This window comes from Dechloromonas sp. A34 (assembly GCF_026261605.1).
GTDB lineage: Bacteria > Pseudomonadota > Gammaproteobacteria > Burkholderiales > Rhodocyclaceae > Azonexus.
Genome location: NZ_CP102486.1, coordinates 715,418 through 734,629 on the forward strand (window position 1 = coordinate 715,418; position 19,212 = coordinate 734,629).

The following is a 19,212-nucleotide window of genomic DNA, read 5'->3' on the forward strand; positions in this document are numbered from 1 at the left end:
CTGCTATAGTGAAGCATTCCCGCCCTTCCGGAGCGCCGCAATGGCCATTACCATTTCCCTGGCGGACCTTTCGGTCCTGCTTGTCGAGCCCTCCCACATGCAGGCCGGGCTGGTGACCAAGATGTTGCGCAACCAAGGCGTGCGTCACATCCAGGTGCTCGATACCGCCGGCGATGCCCTGGCGGCGATGACCAACGCGCGGCTCGACGGCCTGGTCGTGATCAGCAGCCTCTACCTGCCGGACATGGCGGGGACCGAACTGGTGACCGCGATGCGCGACGACGAGGCGCTCGAAGCGGTGCCCTTCATCCTGATCTCCAGCGAAACCCGGCCACAGGTGCTCGAACCGGTGCGCCAGTCCGGGGCGTGCAGCATCGTCACCAAGCCCTTCACTGAGCAGCAGTTGTCGCGCGCGCTATTCGCCGCCGCTGACTACCTGAATCCGCCGGCCGACGTCGATCTCGCCGAAGTCGAGGGCATGCGCGTGCTGATCGTCGATGACAGCCTGGCTTCGCGCCACCACCTGCGGCGCCTGCTCGAGGAACTGGGCATCGAAAAGATTACCGAAGCCATCGATGGCAAACAGGCGGTGTCCCTGCTCGAACAGACGATGTTCGATCTGGTGATCACCGACTACAACATGCCGGAAATGGATGGCCGCGAACTGACCGAATACATCCGCACCCAGAGCTGGCAGGCCGAAGTGCCGGTGCTGATGGTGACCAGCGAGCAGAACATGGGCCGCCTGGCGGCGGTCGAGCGGGCCGGCGTTTCGGCGATCTGCGACAAGCCCTTCGAGGCCGGCAGCATCCGCCGTCTGATCAGCGAAGCCTTGACGCGATAAGGCGGAGCGCCCAGCGCCGGCCGACGATGACCAGGGCGAGCAGGACGAGCAGCGGATCGAACAGCACATCCCAGAGGTTGGCGAAGACGCCGCTGGCGTAGCCGGCGAGGTCGACGGCGAGGATCAGCAGCCAGGCATCGTGCCGGCGCCACCAGAGCACGGCGGCCACCGGCACCAGTGCGGCAAGCAGGGCGGCCGGCTGATAACCCAGCGCATAGGGATCGAAAGCCGCCGCGCCGAGAGCGGTCGCATAGAACGGAATGGCGAAGGCGAGCAGGCCGAGCGCCGGGCGATGGCCGAGGGGCGACGGTGTCTTGTTGGCCAGTTGCAGGATGGCGAGCTGGAGCAGGGTCAGCGACGGGGTGCCGAAAATACCGTGCATGACCGGCGCGATGCCGGCGAGCAGGGCCAGCGTGGTGGCCGCCAGTGCGGCGCGGGCGCGCAGTTCACCAAGCGGCAGCAGGGCGACGAAGGCGCCGAAAATCAGGCCGTGGGCGAGGATGCCGTAAGCCGACTGGGCGTTCACGGCTGCCCCCCGTCGAGCCAGGCTTCGCTGAAGCTGGCGACCTTGATCCCTTCGCGGCGCCAGGTGTAGGCGACATGAATCCGGCCGTCGCGGCCGAGCAGCAGGGCCGGGTAGGAGAATTCGGCGCCGCCGTCGGCGGCGGCTTCGATGCTGCGGCTGGCTTGCCAGGTCCGGCCTTCGTCGGCCGAAATCCACAGGAGCAGGGCCTCGCGGCCGTGCGGCGGGTTGCCGGCGAGGAGCAGGCGGCCACTCTTCAGGCGGAGCAGGGCGACCGAGGAATTTGGGTTGGGAATCGGCAAGGCTTCGCCGGCTCCCCAGTTCAGTCCGCCATTGTCCGTCGTCGCCACCTGGACCTGGCCCGGGCCAGGCCCGGCATCGCGTAGCAGGGCCAGGGCGCGTTGCTCGTCGAGGGCGACGACGGCCGGTTGCAGCGTGCGGACCGGATGGATCATCCGCGTCTTGTCGACAATCTGTCCAGTCGGCGACAGGCGCAGCCATTCGCCGTGCTTGGCGATGAATTCGTGATAGACCGGCAGCCCGAGTCCGCCGTCGGCCAGCGGCAGGGGCTGCGTGCGAACCAGGGTGCTGATGTTGGCGAAGGGCGAGGTTTGCAGTTTGGTCGGCTTGGTCCACGACTGGCCGCCATCGGTCGACACGCTGTGGTTGATCGAACTGCCGGCCCAGCCGCCGATGCTGACGCTGACATACCACAGGTGCAGCCAGCTACCCTCGACATGAAGCACCGGATTGCCGACCTTGCGGACATGGGCGAAGACGCCGCCGGCGGTGCTTTCGCGATTGGCGATCGGTTGCGGCTGGCTCCAGCCGTCCCTGCCCTGAGTGCTGAACCAGATCGCGACATCGGCCGCGCCTTCGCGGCTGCCGGCAAACCAGGCGGCGGCGAGCCGGCCATCTTGCAACTGGGCGAGTGTCGCGGCATGCGCCGATTCGGCCGCCTGCGGCAGCATCTGCGCCGCGAACAGGGCGGGCAGGGCCGAGGCGGCCGCGGCCGGCGGTGGCACGAAGGCTGGCGCGGCCGGGTTCGGGGCGCGCCAGAAGGCGGCCCCCAGGGCGGCGACGAAGAGCGCCGGCGCCAGCCAGCGCGGCAGTTTTTGCGGCAGCGCGATCATGATTGGGGTTTCACTGTAAACCAGCGCACCGTGGTCAGCAGGGGCGCCAGCGAACGGCTGGCGAAGGCGGCCTGCCAGTCCGCCGTGGTCGCGCCGACGCGGGCGAAACGCAGGCCGGAACCGTGGGTGGCCAGTGTCCGGTAGCTGCCACTCTCGGTCGCGACATAGCCGGCGGCGGCGAGTTCGGAGTGGAAGCGGGCCAGGTCCTTGTCCTCGAGGAATACCGCGGTCTGGCCGGCGGCGATTGCGGCCAGCTCGAACTTGTCGAGTTGCGCGTAATGGCGGTGCGTCTGCGCCGAGAGGATGGGCAGCATCGCCGGTTGCGGGCCGTCGAACATGGCGACCGGCTGGCGGCGGCCGAGTTCGACCACCGCAGCCGGCACGGTATTGACGCCGAGAGCCGGGAACACGCCCCAGAGCAGCGCGATCCAGAAGATGGCCGGGGCAGCCAGGGTGTGGACGAGGTCGCGTTCGCGCCACCAGGCCCAGGCCAGGTAGGCGCCGGGCAGCAGCAGCCAGTACCAGCCGCCGAGCCCGAACCAGGCGGCAAAGCCGGCCAGCCCGCCGCCGAGCAGCAGGGCGAGCAGGGCGCCGAGGCGGAAGGGCCAGCGCACCGCGACCTGCGGCAGGGCGAGGGCGAGAAAGATGGCGAGCGGGGCCAGCGAACCGATCAGGTAGCGGTCGAAACTCTTGATGAACAGGAAGGGCAGGAAGCTGGCCAGGAACCAGACCAGGGCCAGCCGCGTCAGGGCCGGGCCGCGGCGCTGCTGCCAGACGGCGACCGCAAAGACGAAGACCCAGGGCAGTGCGATGTTGAGCAGGCCGAGCAGGATGCCGGGCGAGAGCTTGAAGAACTGTCGCGATTCCAGTTCGTCGGCCAGCATCAGGTTGGCGGCTTCCGGGTACAGGGCGCGGACGATGAAGAACCAGGGCAGAGCAAGCGCCGCCCAGAGCAGGGCGTGGCCGAGCAGTGCCGGCAGTTGCGGGCGCAACTCGCGCAGCCGCAGTTTGCGGCCGAAGAGCAAGGCCAGGCAGCCGCCGCCGAAAACCAGGGCGACGATCGGCCCCTTGGTCAGGAAACCGGCAGCGAGCAGCAGTGTGGTCGCGGTCAGCCAGCGGCTGCGGCGCGCCTCGAGCCAGATCAGGAAGGTCCAGAAGGCGGCCGTGGACAGCGCCGCTACCGGCACGTCGAGCATGAAACGGCGGCCCTCGGTCGCCATGCCGAGGCAGCCGAGCAAAATACCGCCGGCGACCCAGGCGGTTTGCTGATTACCGGACAGGCGGCGGGCGATGCCGGCGGTCGCGACGACGAACAGGGCGGCGAAGAGGACGCCGGCGAAGCGGGCGCTGAGCAGCGAGATGCCGAAGGTTTCGAATGTGGCGCGGCCGACCCAGTAGAGCAGCGGCGGCTTGCGGATGCGCGGGGCGCCGTCGAGGAAGGGCACCAGCCAGTGATTGCCCTCGATCATTTCCATCGGCGTGCGCAGGCCGAGGAAAAACTCGTCCTTGCCGCTCAGGCCGGTCGCTTCCCAGATGCCGGGGACGAGCACGGCGAGCGCGAGCAGAAACAGCAGCAGGGTCTGGCGGGCGGGCGAGGGGGCGAACATGGGGCGGGATTTTACCCCGCCTTTCCAGCTGCCCGGTCAGGACTTTGCCGGCAGCGGGGCCGGGTGAATGGGGGCCGCGCTGCACCGCTGTCGAGTGCCGGCCAATTCCTCGGCTTGCCCCGGCAAATGGGGGTTTTCGGCTTCCGGATTTGGCGAAATAGGTCATAATCCGGCGCATAGGGGAGATAAAAATGCGAATAAGATATTTTGTCTTTGGCGCCTCGGCGATTGTCGCTGCGCTGTTCTTCGGTGGTGCCTACTGGTCGCTCGACCGGGTCTTCGACAACGTGGTCCGGGCCAATGCCGCCCGCACCTCGGAGGCGACGACCCGCATTGCCTTCGCCTCGATGTACGAGATCATGAGCCAGGGCTGGCGGCGCAGCCAGGCCGACGCCTTTCTCAAGGCGATGGCCGAGTCCGGCAAGGGTAGCGGCCTGACCGTACAGATCTACCGTGGGCCGGTGGTCGAGGCGCTCTACGACAAGATCGAGCAGCCGCCGATCGACGCCGATCTCGATATCGTGCTGGCCAGTGGCCAACCCTTCCGGCTCGACACCAGCGACTACGCACGCCACATCTACCCGCTGCTCGCCGAGCAGCGCTGCCTGGGTTGCCACAGCAATGCCGCGGTCGGCACTGTGCTCGGCGCGGTCGAAGTGCGCCAGGAATACGCCAGCCTGCTGGCCGACGCCCGCCGCGACCTGATGCTGGCCCTGGCCGCCATCCTGCCGGTGGCCCTGCTGCTGGCGCTGGGCGCCGTCTGGTGGGTGAGCCGGCGGATCGAGCGCTCGGTCGAGGCGCTGCAGCAGGATTTCGACCAGGTCAATGCGGTCGGCGACCTGCGCAAGATCACGCTGGCCGAACACGACCTCGGCTTTGTCGAATTGAACCAGCTGGTCGGCGCGCTCGGCCGCCTGCTCGACAAGCTGCGCTCGATCGCCGTTGACAAGGACATCCTGACTTTCGAGATTGGCCTGCTCGAGAAATTCGTCATCACCTCCGACGTCGTCCGCGACTGGCGCGAGTATGTCGGGCGCCTGCTGACCGACATCAACGGCGTGCTGCCGGCCCACATGCTGTTCTCCATCTTCAAGATCGACGACGAACTGTTCGATCTGGAAATCTTCTGGCGCGGTCCGGTGACACCGCAAACCAAGGCCATGATGGAGCGCTATATCCGCCAGGAGCTCTCCGGCCTGGCCTCGTTCTCGGATCTCGGCGAGTGCAACATCTACCACCATGTCGCCAACTCGCAGGGTGAGGCCATCGAACTCTCGGAAGACGAGGTGGCGGTGCGCGTCAAGTCCTTCTTCGTCGACCTGCCGAAGATCGGCGGCATCGTCGGCATCGGCGTGCACGCCAACATGCTGGACGACGAAACCCGCTACCTGGTCATGGAAAGCGTGCTATCCACGCTGCTCAATGTCGTCGGCTCGGTCAAGGCGATCTACAAATACACCCGCGACCTCGAGTACTACGCGACCCGCGATCCGCTGACCGATCTCTTCAACCAGCGCGTCTTCTGGGAACTGACCTCCTACGAGGTTGGCCGGGCTCAGCGCCACGGCTACAGCTTCGGCCTGTTGCTGATCGATCTCGACAACTTCAAGCTGGTCAATGACAACTACGGCCACACGGTCGGCGACAGCTATCTGCAACGCTTGGCCCGCCAGGTCCAGGGCGCGCTGCGCGATGGCGATATCTTGGCTCGTTACGGCGGCGACGAGTTCGTTGCGGTACTGCCCGAGGCTGATGCCGACGCTGTGGCGATGGTCGCCGAACGGGTCCGTCAGGCCATCGTCGCGCTCGAAGTGGCAACCCCGGACGCGGTCCGCATCCGCGGTACGGCCTCGATCGGGCTCGCCGTCTATCCCGAACATGCCGACAATGCCAAGGATCTGCTGCTCTTTGCCGACAACATGATGTACCGCGCCAAGGCGGCCGGCAAAGGCCAGGTCGCGGTGCCGACCCAGGAGGACGTGGTCGCGGTTTTCCGCGATATCTCGCAGAAAAGCGTCATGGTCCTCGATGCCATCGAGGCGCGCCGCATCGTGCCCTTCTTCCAGCCGATTCTCGATGTCGCCAGCAAACGCATCGTCGCCTACGAAGTCCTCTCGCGCATCGAACTCGATGGCGAGATCATCCGCGCCGACGAGTTCGTCGAAATCGCCGAGAAGATGGGGGTCATCCATCGCCTCGACATGCTGGTCCTCGAGCAGGCACTGGTCGCGCTGGCGGCTCAGGGGCATCAGGGCGAAGTCTTCGTCAACCTTTCGCCGCGTGCCCTGATCTTCAACGAATTTGCCCGCGACCTGCGGCGCATCATCGCCGCCAGCGGAATTTCCCCGGAGCGGGTCGTCTTCGAGATCACTGAGCGCGACACCGTCAAGAACCTCGCCCTGCTCGAACGCTTCCTCAACGACCTCAAGGCCGATGGCTTCAAGCTGGCGATTGACGATTTCGGCTCGGGCTTCTCGTCCTTCCACTACCTGCGCCGCTTCCCGATCGACTATCTGAAGATCGAGGGCGATTTCATCGCTAACATGCTGCACAGCGACAAGGATCACACCTTCGTCACCAGCATCCGGTCACTGGCGCGGGAAATGGGCATCACTGTGGTCGCTGAATACGTCGAATCGGCGGAGGTCCTGCGCGAACTCGAGCGACTCGAGGTGCACCGCGCCCAGGGCTACTACATCGGCCGACCGGCGCGCGACCTGCTGCCGGTCGACTGGCAGCCGGCCGGGTGATCAGCAGCCCTTGTAGACCGGCTGGCGTTTCTGCATGAAAGCGTCGATGCCTTCGCCGGCATCCTCGCTCATCATGTTGCAGGCCATGACTTCGCCAGCGTAGTCGTAGGCTTCGCCGAGACCCATTTCCAGCTGCTTGTAGAACATGCCCTTGCCGATGCGCACGGCGACGGCGCTCTTGGCCAGGATGCTGCCGGCCAGGCGCTCGATCTCGGCGTCCAGGGCATCGGCCGGGACGACGCGGTTGACCAGGCCCTTGGCCTTGGCTTCCATGGCGTCGATGAATTCGCCGGTGAGCAGCATTTCGAGCGCCGCCTTGCGCCCGAGGTTGCGGGCCAGGCCGACGGCCGGCGTCGAGCAGAAAAGACCGACATTGATCCCGGAGACGGCGAATTTGGCGACATCGGCCGCCACCGCCAGATCGCACATCGAAACCAGCTGGCAGCCGGCGGCGGTGGCGATGCCATGGACGCGGGCGATCACCGGCTGCGGCATGCGAGTGATGGTCAGCATCAGCTCGCCGCACTGCTTGAACAGCGCCTGCATGAATTCTTTGCTGTGGTTGGCGCGCATTTCCTTGAGGTCGTGGCCGGCGCAGAAGGCCTTGCCGGCGCCGGCGATGACCACGACGCGGACGCTTTCGCTGGCGGCGATGGCGTCGAGTTCGGCCTTGATCGCACTGAGCATGTCCTTGGACAGCGAATTGAACTGGCCCGGGCGGTTCAGGGTCAGGGTGGTCAGGCCGTCTGCGCGGTCGTGGCGCAGGACGAGGGGCTCTTCGCTACTCATGGTGTCTCTCCGGTTTTGAATTATTCGAAACCGCTAATCTAGCCGATGGCTGGGCAAAATGTAATCGCGCTTCGAGGGCCATGCCCCGGCGCGGTAAAATTGCGCCCATGACTTCCCCGCGCTACGTCCACCTCCGCCTCCATTCCGAATACTCCGTGACCGACGGCATCGTCCGCGTCGGCGATGCCGTCAAGCGCGCCGCCGGCGACGGCATGCCAGCGCTGGCCCTGACCGATCTCGGCAATCTGTTCGGCCTCGTCAAGTTCTATTCCGGGGCGCGTGGCAAGGGGGTCAAGCCGGTGGCCGGGGCCGATGTCTGGATCACCAACCCGGAGTCGCCCGACGATGCCTATCGCCTGCTGCTGCTGGTCCGCAACCGGGCCGGTTACCAGCAGTTATGCGAGCTGCTGAGCAAGGCCTATCTGGTCGAAGGCCGGCGCGACCGTGCCGAGATTCGCCGCGAGTGGTTCGCCGAAATCGGCAGCGACGGCCTGATCGCGCTCTCTGGCGCCCATCTCGGCGATGTCGGGGAGGCCCTGATCAACGGTAATTTCGAGCTGGCAGGCGAACGGGCCAAGGCCTGGGAAGCGATCTTTCCCGGCGCCTTCTATTTGGAAGTGCAGCGCTACGGTCAGCCGCAGCAGGAGGCCATCGTCCACCAGACCGCCGACCTCGCCGGCGAACTCGGCCTGCCGCTGGTCGCCACCCACCCGATCCAGTTCATGACCCGCGACGACTTCCGGGCCCACGAGGCGCGGGTCTGCATTGCCGAAGGTTATGTGCTGGGCGACAGCCGGCGGCCGAAAATCTACACCGAAGAACAGTATTTCAAGACCCAGGCCGAGATGGCCGAGCTCTTTGCCGACCTGCCGGAAGCCCTGGAAAACTCGCTGGAAATTGCCCGGCGCTGCAATATCGAACTGACCCTGGGCAAGAACTTCCTGCCCAACTTCCCGATTCCGCCCGGCATGACGATCGACGAATTCCTCGTCGCCGAAGCCAAGGCCGGTCTGGAAATCCGCCTGGCGCAGCTTTACCCGGACCCGGAGGAGCGCCTCAAGCGCCGGCCCGAGTACGACGAGCGCATGGTTTTCGAGTGCAACACCATCGTCCAGATGGGCTTCCCCGGCTACTTCCTGATCGTGGCCGACTTCATCAAGTGGGCCAAGGCCAACGGCGTGCCGGTTGGGCCGGGGCGGGGCTCGGGTGCCGGCTCGCTGGTCGCCTATAGCCTGATGATTACCGACCTCGATCCGCTGGCCTACGCCCTGCTGTTCGAGCGCTTCCTCAATCCGGAGCGGGTGTCGATGCCCGACTTCGACGTCGACTTCTGCCAGGACAACCGCTGGCGCGTCATCGAGTACGTCCGCCAGCACTACGGCGAGGACGCGGTCAGCCAGATCGCCACCTTCGGTACGATGTCCTCGAAGGCGGTGATCCGCGACGTTGGCCGGGTGTTCGGCTTGCCCTACTCGATGTGCGACCGCATTTCCAAGCTCATCCCGATCGTCCAGAACAAGCCGGTGTCGCTGGCCGAGGCCCTGGAGCAGGAGCCACAGCTCAAGGAGATGATGGAAGGCGACGGCGATGGTGAAACCATCCGCGAGCTGTTCGATCTGGCCGGCCGCCTCGAGGACTTGACGCGCAACGTCGGCATGCACGCCGGCGGCGTGCTGATCGCGCCGGGCAAGATCACCGAGTTCTGCCCGATCTACCAGGCGACGGGCAGCGATGCGTCGACCGTCTCGCAATTCGACAAGGACGACGTCGAGAAGGTCGGCCTGGTCAAGTTCGACTTCCTTGGCCTGCGCAATCTGACGATTATCGAGCTCGCCGTCGAGTACATCCGCCGCATGACCGGCGAGAAACTCGACCTGATGAGCCTCGGCTTCACCGATCCGGCCGCCTACCAGATTCTCAAGGACGCCAATACGACGGCGATCTTCCAGGTCGAATCGGAGGGCATGAAGAAGCTCCTGAAGAAGCTGGCGCCCGACCGTTTCGAAGACATCATCGCTGTGCTCGCCCTCTACCGTCCCGGCCCGCTCGGCTCCGGGATGGTCGACGACTTCATCCTGCGCAAGAAGGGCCAGCAGAAGATCGACTATTTCCACCCCGACCTGACCGCCTGCCTGTCGCCGACCTACGGCGTCATCGTGTACCAGGAACAGGTGATGCAGATTTCGCAAATTATCGGCGGCTACACGCTGGGTGGCGCCGACATGCTGCGCCGGGCGATGGGCAAGAAGAAGCCCGAGGAAATGGCCAAGCACCGCGAGACGATCGCCGCCGGCGCCAAGGAAAAGGGCTACGACCCGGCGCTCGCCGAGCAGTTGTTCGACCTGATGACCAAGTTTGCGGAATACGGCTTCAACAAGTCGCACACCGCCGCCTACGCCGTCGTCACCTATCACACCGCCTGGCTCAAGGCGCACCACTGCGCGGCCTTCATGGCGGCGACCATGTCGTCCGACATGGACAACACCGATTCGGTGAAGATTTTCTACGAGGACACCGTCGCCAACAAGGTCAAGGTGCTCGGCCCCGACGTCAATGCCTCGAATTACCGTTTCGAGCCGGTCGATCGCAAGACCATCCGCTACGGCCTGGGGGCGGTCAAGGGCACCGGCGAACAGGCGGTCAACGACATCCTGCGGGCGCGCGAAGCCGGCGGGCCGTTCAAGGACCTGTTCGATTTCTGTCAGCGCTGCGACAAGCGCATGGTCAATCGGCGGACCACCGAGGCGCTGATCAAGGCAGGAGCTTTCGACAGCATCGATGCCGACCGCCACAAGCTGCTGGCCTCGGTCGGCATCGCCATGGAATTTGCCGATCACGCCGAGCGCAATGCCATGCAGTCCAGCCTGTTCGATGTCGGGCCGGCCGCCGAGGAGCATGCGCCGCAGTACATCCCGGTCAAGCCCTGGGACGAGAAGACGCAGTTGATGCAGGAAAAGACGGCGCTCGGCTTCTTCTTCTCCGGCCATCCGTACAACACCTACAAGAAGGAACTGGCGCGCTTCGTCAAACGGCCGCTCAACCAGTTGCAGCCGGCCAAGGAACTGACGATGCTGGCCGGCGTGGTGGTCGGCGTGCGCGCAATGATGACCCGGCGCGGCAAGATGCTCTTCGTCCAGCTTGACGACGGGACCGGAATGATCGAAGTCTCGGTCTTCAACGAACTGTTTGAAGCCGAGCGGGCCAAGATCGTCACCGACGAGGTGCTGATTATTGAAGGCAAGGTCCGGTTCGACGAGTTTTCCGGCAGCAACAGCGTCGCTGCTGACAAACTGATGACGCTGGGAGAAGCGCGGGCGCGGTTTTCCCGGCATCTGCTGTTGAAAATGAACGGCAACTCCGATGCCCAGAAACTGAAAAGCCTGCTGGTGCCGTTTGCCCCTGGTCCGGCGCCGGTCCGCCTGCGCTACCGGAACGCCACGGCCGAGTGCGAAATCGCGCTCGGCGAGGCGCTCAGGGTCAAGCTCGACGACGAACTGCTCGACGCCCTGCGCGGCTGGCTACAGCCGGAAAACGTCGAGATCGTCTTTTAGCGGCGGGTGGTTGGCGGTTGGCTAAACGACCAGTTCGGTCTTGAAGCCGATGCGCACCGCACCCCAATGCCGGCCGCCGATGACGACGGGCATCGACAGGTCGTTGAGGATTTCGCCGGTATCGCGGACGTAAGTCTGGAATAGCGAGGACTGTTGGTTTTTCGCCAGTTTCAGGCCGACCGGGTCGTTGAAGATGCGCTTGTGGCGGCACTTGGCGAGGTCGACCACGGGATCGCCGCTCGGCGGATTGGAGAATGCCCCGTTGTGCGCCGGAGCATAGCCATTGCTGTCGACAGCCAGCGAATAGGTCAGGCCCGGCACCTCGCGCAGCAGGTCGTCGTAGAGACGGGTCAACTCGGCATCGCACTGTCCGTCGTAGGCCGTGGTGTAGCGTTTCGGGTTGGAACCGGGAATGTCCTTGTAGGCCTGGTCGAAGACGTTGAGGCCGCGATCGGCCATTTTCTGCAGGATGCCGGCAACGTTGTCGCGGAAGCCAGCGCACTTGTCGTGCAGGGTGTCGAACATGCTGTTGCCGGTGCGGAAATCGGCCAGCGTGCATTGCAGGTTTTCAGTCGATTCGCGCAAGGTCTTGGCCGAATCCAGGCACTGTTTCATGCGTCCGGAAATGTCGGTCGAGTGATTGCGGATTTCGGTGACTTCGCTGTGGATGGTCTGATTGCTGTCGCGCAGATTGGCAATGGCCCCGGCGATCGTAGAAAGCTGCTCGGTGGTGCGCTTGAAATCGCCGACCATGGTCGTCAGGTCGGCCGCCGAGGTTTCGATGTAGCCGTTGGCCTTGGTTACTTCGCTGACGATGGTTTGCGTCTTGGCCGAGGTGTCGGCGACCAGGTTGATCATCGACTGGGTGTTCTGGCCGATGACCTGGGTGGCCTTCTTGACCTTTTCGGCCAGCTTGCGCACCTCGTCGGCGACCACGGCGAAACCGCGCCCGGCTTCGCCGGCGCGTGCCGCTTCAATCGCGGCATTGAGCGCCAGCAGGTTGGTTTGGTCGGAGATGTCGTTGATCAGCGAGACGATCTCGTTGATCTTCATCGAGCTAGTGTGCAACTCACCGACCGTCGAGGAGAAATGCTCGATGTGCTGGTTGGTCGAGCGCATCGTGCTGGCCACCGTTTCCATCTGTTCCAGCGAGCGTTCGGCAAGGTCCAGATTGTTCTTGGTGGAGGTCTGGATGGCGTCCGAGTTGGTCGCCACTTCGCCGACCGCCTGATTGACTCGATTGCTCGAATCGAAGATCTCGCTGGCCAGCACTTCCTGGCGGCGTACCGCGTCGCCAGTCAGTTGCACCATGTGATTCATCCGGGCGGCGTCGGCGGCGATGCTGACGCTGCGTTCCCGGGCGTGGGAAATCAGTCCGCGAACGCGGCTGAAGAAGCGATTGATATTGCCGGAAATCCTGCCCGGCGCGTCGCTGCCGGCGACGCCGACGACATGCGAGAGATCGGCCTTGCCATCGGCAATGGCGGCGATATCGCTGTCGATCTTGTTGAGTGCGGCACTATTGCCGAAAAACCCCATGTCATCCTCCCTGTTTTAATTGTTGTGCCTGGCTGCCGGCAACCGAAAACAGTAGTGCATCATACGCCCCTGATTGCCGCGCGGTGGCACGAATCGAGGCGATGCGCCGGTCGGTTAAATGGCTTTATTGCGGCCGCTGGCGTGCCGCGACGCGTCCGAGCAGAAAACCCTTGATTTCGTGGAAGGGGATCGGTTTGCCGAAGACGGTCACGTCGGGCGGCAGGCCCCGTTTCCGGATTTCCTCGCGGTCGATGGCGCTGACGACGATGATGTCCATCCGCGACAGATCGGGATTGGCTCGTAGGCGGCGAATCATCTCGAAGCCGTCCATGCCGGGCATCATAAGGTCGGCGATCAGCACGTCGGGCGGGCGTTGCCCGACCTGGAGCAAGCCTTCGAAACCGTTGTCGACGATGCGCAGCTTGAGCGGCATATTCCAGCCTTCCATGGTCAGCTGGTAGTGTAATTGCAGGGTCGGGTCGTCTTCGGTAATCAGAATGTCCAGCGGGTTGCTGGGTTCCTGGGGGCCGGGCGAGTGGTTCTTGCGCCGGGCGAGCAGCAGGTCGACCGAGGTCGCGGGAATGCGGCGATGGCCGCCGGCGGTTTTCCAGGCTTCAAGGGCGCCGCTTTCCACCATGTTTTGCACGGTGCCAAGGGAAACTCCCAGACGCAGAGCGGCTTGCCGGGTACTGAGGAATTCTGTGTCTGCCATGGTGGGTTTCGATTGGTGCAAGTACAGCAAATTCTAGCGGTTAACGCCCGGGAGTTACAGGCGAAAGTCCCGAAAGCCATGATGCTTTCGGGATTCGTCAAACTGTGACCAGCGGGCGCGCTTTCTCTTATTACAGCTTCTTGGCGTTCTTGGCCAGGTAGGCGGCAACACCTTCGGTGCTGGCGGTCATGCCGGGCTTGCCCTTGTTCCAGCCGGCCGGACAGACTTCACCGTGTTCTTCGAAGAATTGCAGGGCGTCGACCATGCGCAGCATTTCGTCGATATTGCGGCCGAGCGGCAGCATGTTGACCACCTGGTGCATGACGACGCCAGTCTTGTCGATCAGGAAGGAACCGCGCAGGGCAACGCCGGCGGCTTCGAGTTCGACGTCGTAGGCGCGGCAGATGTCGTGCTTGACGTCGGCGACCAGCGGGTAGCCAACCTGGCCGATGCCGCCGTCCTTGATCGCGGTATTCTTCCAGGCCAGGTGGGTGAACTGGGAATCGATTGAGACGCCGATGACTTCGACGCCACGCTGCTTGAACTCTTCCAGGCGATGATCGAACGCGATCAGTTCGGAGGGGCAAACGAAGGTGAAGTCGAGCGGATAGAAGAACAGGACAACCGGTTTGCCCTTGAAATCGGAGAGCTTCAGTTCCTTGATTTCGTTGTTGCCAAAAACGGCGGTGGCGGTGAAATCCGGGGCTTGCTTGCCAACGAGAACGGCCATGGGGAACTCCTTATGATGATTGTTTGGGGGAAACTTGAAATTTAGCGAAGGGGGGATGCCATGTCAAACGAGCATTTGATGAGCCTTGCCCGGATTGGGTCAGCTCCGGCTGGCCTGGAAAGCAGCTGGCGCCGGCATGGCTGCGCCGTGAAAAAAATGGGTGAGACAGGTCGTCCGCGTCAGGCGACCACAGCCTTGAGGGCCAGGCCGATTACCGCGCTGGCCACGATGACATGGATCACCTGCATCTTGTAGCGGAAGAGCGCGATCGCGGCGGCCAGCGCGATGACGGCCGAGAGACCGTCGAAACTGCCGGCAAAGCCCTGCGGCCAGAAGACGTGATAGGCAAAAAACAGCGCCAGATTGAGGATGACGCCGACCACGGCGGCCGTGATGGCGGTGAGCGGAGCAGTGAATTTGAGGTCGTTGTGGGTGGTTTCGATCAGCGGCGCGCCGGCCAGGATGAAAAGGAATGAGGGCAGGAAGGTGAACCAGGTGACCAGGGCGGCCGCTAGCACGCCGGCCAGGAACAGGCTATCCGGCCCGAAGATCGCCTGTCCGTAGGCGCCGACGAAGCCGACGAAGGCGACGACCATGATCAGTGGTCCCGGTGTCGTTTCGCCGAGAGCCAGGCCGTCGATCATCTGGATCGGGGTCAGCCAGCCATATTGCCCGACTGCGCCCTGATAAACGTAGGGCAGCACGGCATAGGCGCCGCCGAAGGTGAGCAGGGCGGCCTTGGTGAAGAACCAGCCCATCCGGGTCAAGGTGTGATCCCAACCATGGACGGCGGTCAGCAGCCCCATCGGGATCAGCCAAAGCAGGGCGCCGACAACGGCGACCCGGAGCAGCCTCTGCCAGGTGAACAGGGCATGCGGCGGGGTCGGGGTGTCGTCGTCGATCAGGGCGCGGCCAAACGACGAGGCGGCCTGGCCATGGCCGCCGCCGGCGGCGAAGCGCCCGGGGCGAGCCGTCCGCCGAAGTAGCCGATCAGGGCGGCGGCGGCGACGATGGCCGGGAAAGGCACGTCGAAGGCAAAGATGGCGACGAAGGCGGCGCCGGCGATCGCCCACAGGGCGCCGTTCTTCAGTGCGCGGGAGCCAATGCGGTGGGTGGCCTGGACGACGATGGCGGTGACCGCGGGCTTGATCCCGAAGAACAGTCCGGCAACCAGCGGCGCCTCGCCGAAGGCGACATAGACCCAGGACAGCGCGATCAGGATGAACAGCGAGGGCAGCACGAACAGGGTGCCGGCGACGATGCCGCCCGCGGTTCGGTGCATCAGCCAGCCGATGTAGGTGGCCAGTTGCTGGGCTTCCGGGCCGGGCAGCACCATGCAGTAGTTCAGGGCATGGAGAAAGCGCCGTTCAGACAGCCAGCGCCGGTTCTCGACCAGTTCCTGATGCATCAGCGAAATCTGCCCGGCCGGGCCGCCGAAGCTAATGAAGCCGAGCTTGAGCCAGAAACGGAAGGCTTCCCAGAACGGCACCCGGGCCGGGGTGGCGTCCGGTGACTCGGTCACGGTGGCGGTAGGGCGGTTCATGACGACGCTGTCGCTTTCTGAGGGGGGCTGTCGGTTCGCGAACCGGACGGCGCGCGGCTGCAAAGTCGTAAGGATGCCAGAAGCGCGCTTGCCGGACGCAAGTTGCTGAACGAGCAGATCAGCTTGCCGGCGGCCCCCAGGTGCGGCAGTGCTTCGTACGCTCGGTTCATCGCCCGCAAGGGGCGGATTTCCAATGCCGATGTCCTTGCGTTTGGCATGCTATAGTCAGTCCCGGCCATTGTTCCCGTCGCTTTGATGATCAGCATCTATCAGCTCAAACCGCGCTTTCAATCATTACTTCGCCCTCTGGTCAGGCAACTGGCGGCGGCGGGCGTCACCGCCAACGCGATCACCCTGCTGGCCATGGCGATCTCCTGCGCGCTGGGCGGCGTGCTGCTCGGCGCGACCGCGCCGTCACTGTTCCTGCTCCTGCCCCTGTGGATGTTTCTGCGCATGGCGTTCAACGCGGTAGATGGCATGCTGGCCCGCGAACACGGCCAGCAGACCCGCCTCGGGGCCTATCTCAACGAACTCAGCGATGTCGTTTCCGATGCCGCCCTGTATTTGCCCTTCGTTGCCGTTGCCCCCTTCGGCTGGGCCAGCGTCGGGGCGGTGATCTTCCTTTCCAGCCTCTCGGAAATGACCGGAGCGCTGGCGCCGATGGTCGGTGCGCCGCGCGCCTACGACGGCCCGATGGGCAAGAGCGACCGGGCGCTCGTCTTCGGCGGGCTGGGCTTGTGGCTGGGCCTGGCGGGCAGCCTGCCGGCGTGGGCGGTCTGGCTGATGCCGGCGGTGTCGGCGCTGATCCTCCTGAATATTGTCAACCGTATCCGCAGTGGCTTGCAGCAGGCCGCTGACCTTTCTTCCTGAGGGTTCAAGATGACCATTCCCCGCCAGGCAAGCGAACACACTTTTTCCACCCACGACAATGTCGAGTTGTTCTATCGCCACTGGCCAGCGACCGGGCCGAGCGGCGCGGCGCTGTTCTGCTCTTCCATCGCGGTCACGAGCATTCGGCGCGGATGGCCCATCTGGTGGACGAACTGGATTTGCCGGGTTTCGACTTCTTCGCCTGGGATGCCCGGGTCATGGCCATTCGCCCGGGGAGCGCGGCTATTCGCCCGGGTTCGCGACCTCGGTGCGCGATGTGCAGACTTTTGTCGATCATCTCGCTGCTGTCCACGGCCTTGCCGAGGAAGATCTGGCCATCGTCGCGCAAAGCGTCGGCGCCGTCCTGATCTCCACCTGGGCCCACGACTACGCACCGCGGATTCGCTGCCAGGTGCTCGCTTCGCCGGCTTTCAAGGTCAAGCTCTACGTGCCGCTGGCCCGGCCGGGCTTGCGCCTGATACAGCGCCTGCGCGGCAATTTCTTCGTCAATAGTTACGTCAAGGCCAAGTTCCTGACCCACGATCCGGCCCGCCAGTCGTCGTACAACAACGACCCGCTGATCAGTCGGCCGATCTCGGTCAATATCCTGCTCGATCTGTATGCGGCTGCCGAGCGGGTGGTCGCCGATGCCCAGGCGATCACCGTCCCCACCCAGTTGCTGATCTCGGGCGCCGACTGGGTGGTGCATCACGCCCCACAGCACGAGTTCTTCGAGCGCCTCGGCGCGCCGGTCAAGGAGAAGCATGTCCTTGACGGCTTCTACCACGACACGCTGGGCGAACTGGATCGCCAGCGGGCCACCGCCCCGGCCCGGCGTTTCATTCTCGAGGCTTTTGCCCAGCCCGTGCAACGCCCCGACCTCAACGACGCCGACCGCCGCGGGGCGACTCACGACGAGTCGCTGGCCCTGGCCCGGCCGCTGTCGCTGCTCAGCCCCCGCGGCCTGTACTGGGCGGCGACCCGCTTCGGCATGAAGATCGGCGGCCTGCTCTCGGCCGGCGTGCGCCTCGGCCACGCCACCGGCTTCGATTCGGGCAGCACGCTCGATTACATCTACCGCAATACGCCGACCGGACGCGGGCTGCTCGGCCGGATGATCGACAGTAACTACCTGAACGCCATCGGCTGGCGCGGCATCCGTCAGCGCAAGCTGCATATCGAGGAATTGCTGCGCCGGGCAATGGATGTCCGGCATGGCGAGCAAGGCGATATCCATGTCATGGATATTGCCGCCGGTCACGGGCGTTACGTGTTGGAGGCTTTGGAGCAGTACCCGCATCGGCCGGCCTCGATCCTGCTGCGCGATTTCAGCGATCTGAACGTGCGGGCAGGCGCGGCGTTGATCGAACAAAAGGGGCTGGCCGGCATCGCCCGCTTTGTCCCCGGCGACGCCTTCGATGCCGCCTCGCTGGCGGCGGTGACACCGAAGCCCACGATCGGCATCGTCTCCGGGCTTTATGAACTGTTTCCGGAAAACGATGCGGTACGCCGCTCCTTGGCCGGGCTGGCGGCCGCCGTCGAACCGGGCGGCTTTCTGTTGTACACCGGGCAACCCTGGCATCCGCAACTCGAACTGATCGCCCGCGCGCTGACCAGCCATCGGCAAGGGCAAGCCTGGGTCATGCGTCGCCGGACCCAGGCCGAAATGGATCAGCTGGTGGCCGAGGCGGGGTTTGAAAAAATCGAGCAGCGGATCGATCAGTGGGGCATTTTCACGGTCTCGCTGGCCCGTCGCCGCGCCAGCGCATGAACGAAAGCGCGGCGACTGCACTGGTCGCGCCGGCGACATCGGCGGAGGCCCTGCCCTGGCGACGCGGTGTCGTCTGGCTGCTCTTTCTCGGTCCCTTCTTCTTTCTTTCCTACGGCTTCGCCAACTGGTGGGCGGCAACCCAGGCCGTTCCCGGCATCATGCTGTTCGACTGGGAGCGCCATATCCCGTTTGTGCCGTGGACCATCGTCCCCTACTGGTCGATTGATCTGCTCTACGGTCTATCTTTTCTGCTCTGCCGCAGCTGCCGGGCGGTCGATACGCATGCCCTGCGTCTGCTGACGGCGCAACTAATCTGCATCAGCTGCTTCATCGTTTTTCCGCTGCACTTCAGTTTTCAACGACCGGCCACGAGCGGTCTGTTCGGCACGATGTTCGATGTCCTGGCCGGTTTTGACCAGCCTTTCAATCAGGCCCCGTCCTTGCACATCGCGCTGCTGGTCGTTCTCTGGGTGCGGTTTGCCGAAGCCAGCCGCGGTTTCTGGCGTCTGCTGACGCATGGCTGGGCGGGGCTGATTGGGCTCTCGGTGTTGACCACCTACCAGCATCACTTCTTCGATGTGCCGACCGGGGCGCTGGTCGGTTTGCTCTGCCTCTGGCTGTGGCCGGATGACGCGCTCGCCAGGCCGCGGCGGTGGTCTTTCACTCCGTCCCCGGCGCGCCGCCGGATCGCCGGGCTTACCTGGCGGCGGCGCTGCTCTGCATTGCTGCGGGCTCGATCGGCGGATTCGCCTGGTGGCTGCTCTGGCCGGCCGTCGCCCTTGGCCTGGTCGGCCTGATCTATCTTGCCTTGGGGGCGGCCGGCTTCCAGAAGCGGGAAGCTCGTCTCAGC

General features: G+C 64.7%; 13 protein-coding genes and 2 pseudogenes. 7 read left to right on the plus strand and 8 right to left on the minus strand.

Going from position 1 to position 19,212, the window contains the following annotated elements; genetic code table 11:
- The first annotated feature begins 40 nt into the window (after window positions 1–40).
- The gene (locus NQE15_RS03550) at window positions 41–844 is read left to right on the plus strand and encodes a response regulator (protein ID WP_265946597.1); all 804 of its coding nucleotides are present in this window, start codon (window positions 41–43) and stop codon (window positions 842–844) included.
- On the opposite strand, the gene NQE15_RS03555 is transcribed toward NQE15_RS03550, so the two are convergent.
- The 3 genes from NQE15_RS03555 to NQE15_RS03565 are packed head-to-tail and all read right to left on the minus strand — an operon-like array spanning window position 822 to window position 4,107.
- Entirely contained in the window at window positions 822–1,370 is a 549-nt protein-coding gene (locus tag NQE15_RS03555; RefSeq protein WP_265946599.1) for a hypothetical protein, read from the minus strand. The two genes, NQE15_RS03550 and NQE15_RS03555, sit on opposite strands and share 23 nt — an antisense overlap.
- Complete coding sequence (locus NQE15_RS03560) at window positions 1,367–2,500, minus strand: sialidase family protein (protein WP_265946601.1); 1,134 nt, start codon at window positions 2,498–2,500, stop codon at window positions 1,367–1,369. The genes NQE15_RS03555 and NQE15_RS03560 overlap by 4 nt, the downstream gene beginning before the upstream one ends.
- Window positions 2,497–4,107 carry an ArnT family glycosyltransferase gene (locus NQE15_RS03565; RefSeq protein ID WP_265946603.1) on the minus strand — a complete coding sequence of 537 codons (1,611 nt, stop codon included), beginning with the start codon at window positions 4,105–4,107 and terminating at the stop codon, window positions 2,497–2,499. Before NQE15_RS03565 ends, NQE15_RS03560 begins: the two co-directional genes overlap by 4 nt.
- Before the next feature lie 191 nt (window positions 4,108–4,298).
- Here NQE15_RS03565 and NQE15_RS03570 point away from each other — a divergent pair, with 191 nt between their 5' ends.
- Complete coding sequence (locus NQE15_RS03570; protein WP_265946605.1) at window positions 4,299–6,857, plus strand: GGDEF domain-containing phosphodiesterase; 2,559 nt, start codon at window positions 4,299–4,301, stop codon at window positions 6,855–6,857.
- On the opposite strand, the gene NQE15_RS03575 is transcribed toward NQE15_RS03570, so the two are convergent.
- Window positions 6,858–7,646, minus strand: a complete 789-nt coding sequence (locus NQE15_RS03575; protein ID WP_265946607.1) for an enoyl-CoA hydratase — start codon at window positions 7,644–7,646, stop codon at window positions 6,858–6,860.
- Between the two features lie 107 nt (window positions 7,647–7,753).
- Between NQE15_RS03575 and dnaE the strand changes: the two genes are divergently transcribed.
- Window positions 7,754–11,197, plus strand: coding sequence for a DNA polymerase III subunit alpha (gene dnaE, locus NQE15_RS03580; protein ID WP_265946609.1), 3,444 nt, complete (start codon window positions 7,754–7,756; stop codon window positions 11,195–11,197).
- 21 nt (window positions 11,198–11,218) lie between these two features.
- On the opposite strand, the gene NQE15_RS03585 is transcribed toward dnaE, so the two are convergent.
- The 4 genes and pseudogenes from NQE15_RS03585 to chrA all read right to left on the minus strand — a co-directional run bounded on the left by NQE15_RS03585 (window position 11,219) and on the right by chrA (window position 15,721).
- A complete protein-coding gene (locus NQE15_RS03585) occupies window positions 11,219–12,736 on the minus strand; it encodes a methyl-accepting chemotaxis protein (protein WP_323054947.1) in 1,518 nt (505 codons plus the stop codon).
- A 124-nt stretch (window positions 12,737–12,860) separates the two neighbouring features.
- Window positions 12,861–13,448: a response regulator gene (locus NQE15_RS03590; protein ID WP_265946611.1), complete on the minus strand. Its 588-nt coding sequence runs from the start codon at window positions 13,446–13,448 to the stop codon at window positions 12,861–12,863.
- 130 nt (window positions 13,449–13,578) lie between these two features.
- Complete coding sequence (locus NQE15_RS03595) at window positions 13,579–14,178, minus strand: peroxiredoxin (protein ID WP_265946614.1); 600 nt, start codon at window positions 14,176–14,178, stop codon at window positions 13,579–13,581.
- Window positions 14,179–14,357: 179 nt separating this feature from the next.
- Window positions 14,358–15,721, minus strand: a pseudogene (gene chrA, locus NQE15_RS03600) (chromate efflux transporter).
- 255 nt (window positions 15,722–15,976) lie between these two features.
- Here chrA and NQE15_RS03605 point away from each other — a divergent pair.
- The 4 genes and pseudogenes from NQE15_RS03605 to NQE15_RS03620 all read left to right on the plus strand — a co-directional run bounded on the left by NQE15_RS03605 (window position 15,977) and on the right by NQE15_RS03620 (window position 19,159).
- Entirely contained in the window at window positions 15,977–16,591 is a 615-nt protein-coding gene (locus NQE15_RS03605) for a CDP-alcohol phosphatidyltransferase family protein (RefSeq protein WP_265946616.1), read from the plus strand.
- Window positions 16,592–16,743: 152 nt separating this feature from the next.
- A pseudogene (locus NQE15_RS03610) lies at window positions 16,744–17,339 on the plus strand (alpha/beta fold hydrolase); the annotation flags it as partial.
- 117 nt (window positions 17,340–17,456) lie between these two features.
- Window positions 17,457–18,362: a class I SAM-dependent methyltransferase family protein gene (locus NQE15_RS03615; RefSeq protein WP_265950109.1), complete on the plus strand. Its 906-nt coding sequence runs from the start codon at window positions 17,457–17,459 to the stop codon at window positions 18,360–18,362.
- The gene (locus NQE15_RS03620) at window positions 18,359–19,159 is read left to right on the plus strand and encodes a phosphatase PAP2 family protein (RefSeq protein ID WP_265946618.1); all 801 of its coding nucleotides are present in this window, start codon (window positions 18,359–18,361) and stop codon (window positions 19,157–19,159) included. The genes NQE15_RS03615 and NQE15_RS03620 overlap by 4 nt, the downstream gene beginning before the upstream one ends.
- Window positions 19,160–19,212 lie beyond the last annotated feature (53 nt).

What these genes read in the sequence shown, in the direction of transcription:
- NQE15_RS03550 (WP_265946597.1), top strand. Translation starts at nt 41, where the DNA reads ATGGCCATTACCATTTCCCTGGCGGACCTTTCGGTCCTGCTTGTCGAG.
- NQE15_RS03560 (WP_265946601.1), bottom strand. Translation starts at nt 2,500, where the DNA reads ATGATCGCGCTGCCGCAAAAACTGCCGCGCTGGCTGGCGCCGGCGCTC.
- NQE15_RS03565 (WP_265946603.1), bottom strand. Translation starts at nt 4,107, where the DNA reads ATGTTCGCCCCCTCGCCCGCCCGCCAGACCCTGCTGCTGTTTCTGCTC.
- NQE15_RS03570 (WP_265946605.1), top strand. Translation starts at nt 4,299, where the DNA reads ATGCGAATAAGATATTTTGTCTTTGGCGCCTCGGCGATTGTCGCTGCG.
- NQE15_RS03575 (WP_265946607.1), bottom strand. Translation starts at nt 7,646, where the DNA reads ATGAGTAGCGAAGAGCCCCTCGTCCTGCGCCACGACCGCGCAGACGGC.
- dnaE (WP_265946609.1), top strand. Translation starts at nt 7,754, where the DNA reads ATGACTTCCCCGCGCTACGTCCACCTCCGCCTCCATTCCGAATACTCC.
- NQE15_RS03585 (WP_323054947.1), bottom strand. Translation starts at nt 12,736, where the DNA reads ATGGGGTTTTTCGGCAATAGTGCCGCACTCAACAAGATCGACAGCGAT.
- NQE15_RS03590 (WP_265946611.1), bottom strand. Translation starts at nt 13,448, where the DNA reads ATGGCAGACACAGAATTCCTCAGTACCCGGCAAGCCGCTCTGCGTCTG.
- NQE15_RS03595 (WP_265946614.1), bottom strand. Translation starts at nt 14,178, where the DNA reads ATGGCCGTTCTCGTTGGCAAGCAAGCCCCGGATTTCACCGCCACCGCC.
- NQE15_RS03605 (WP_265946616.1), top strand. Translation starts at nt 15,977, where the DNA reads ATGATCAGCATCTATCAGCTCAAACCGCGCTTTCAATCATTACTTCGC.
- NQE15_RS03620 (WP_265946618.1), top strand. Translation starts at nt 18,359, where the DNA reads ATGAACGAAAGCGCGGCGACTGCACTGGTCGCGCCGGCGACATCGGCG.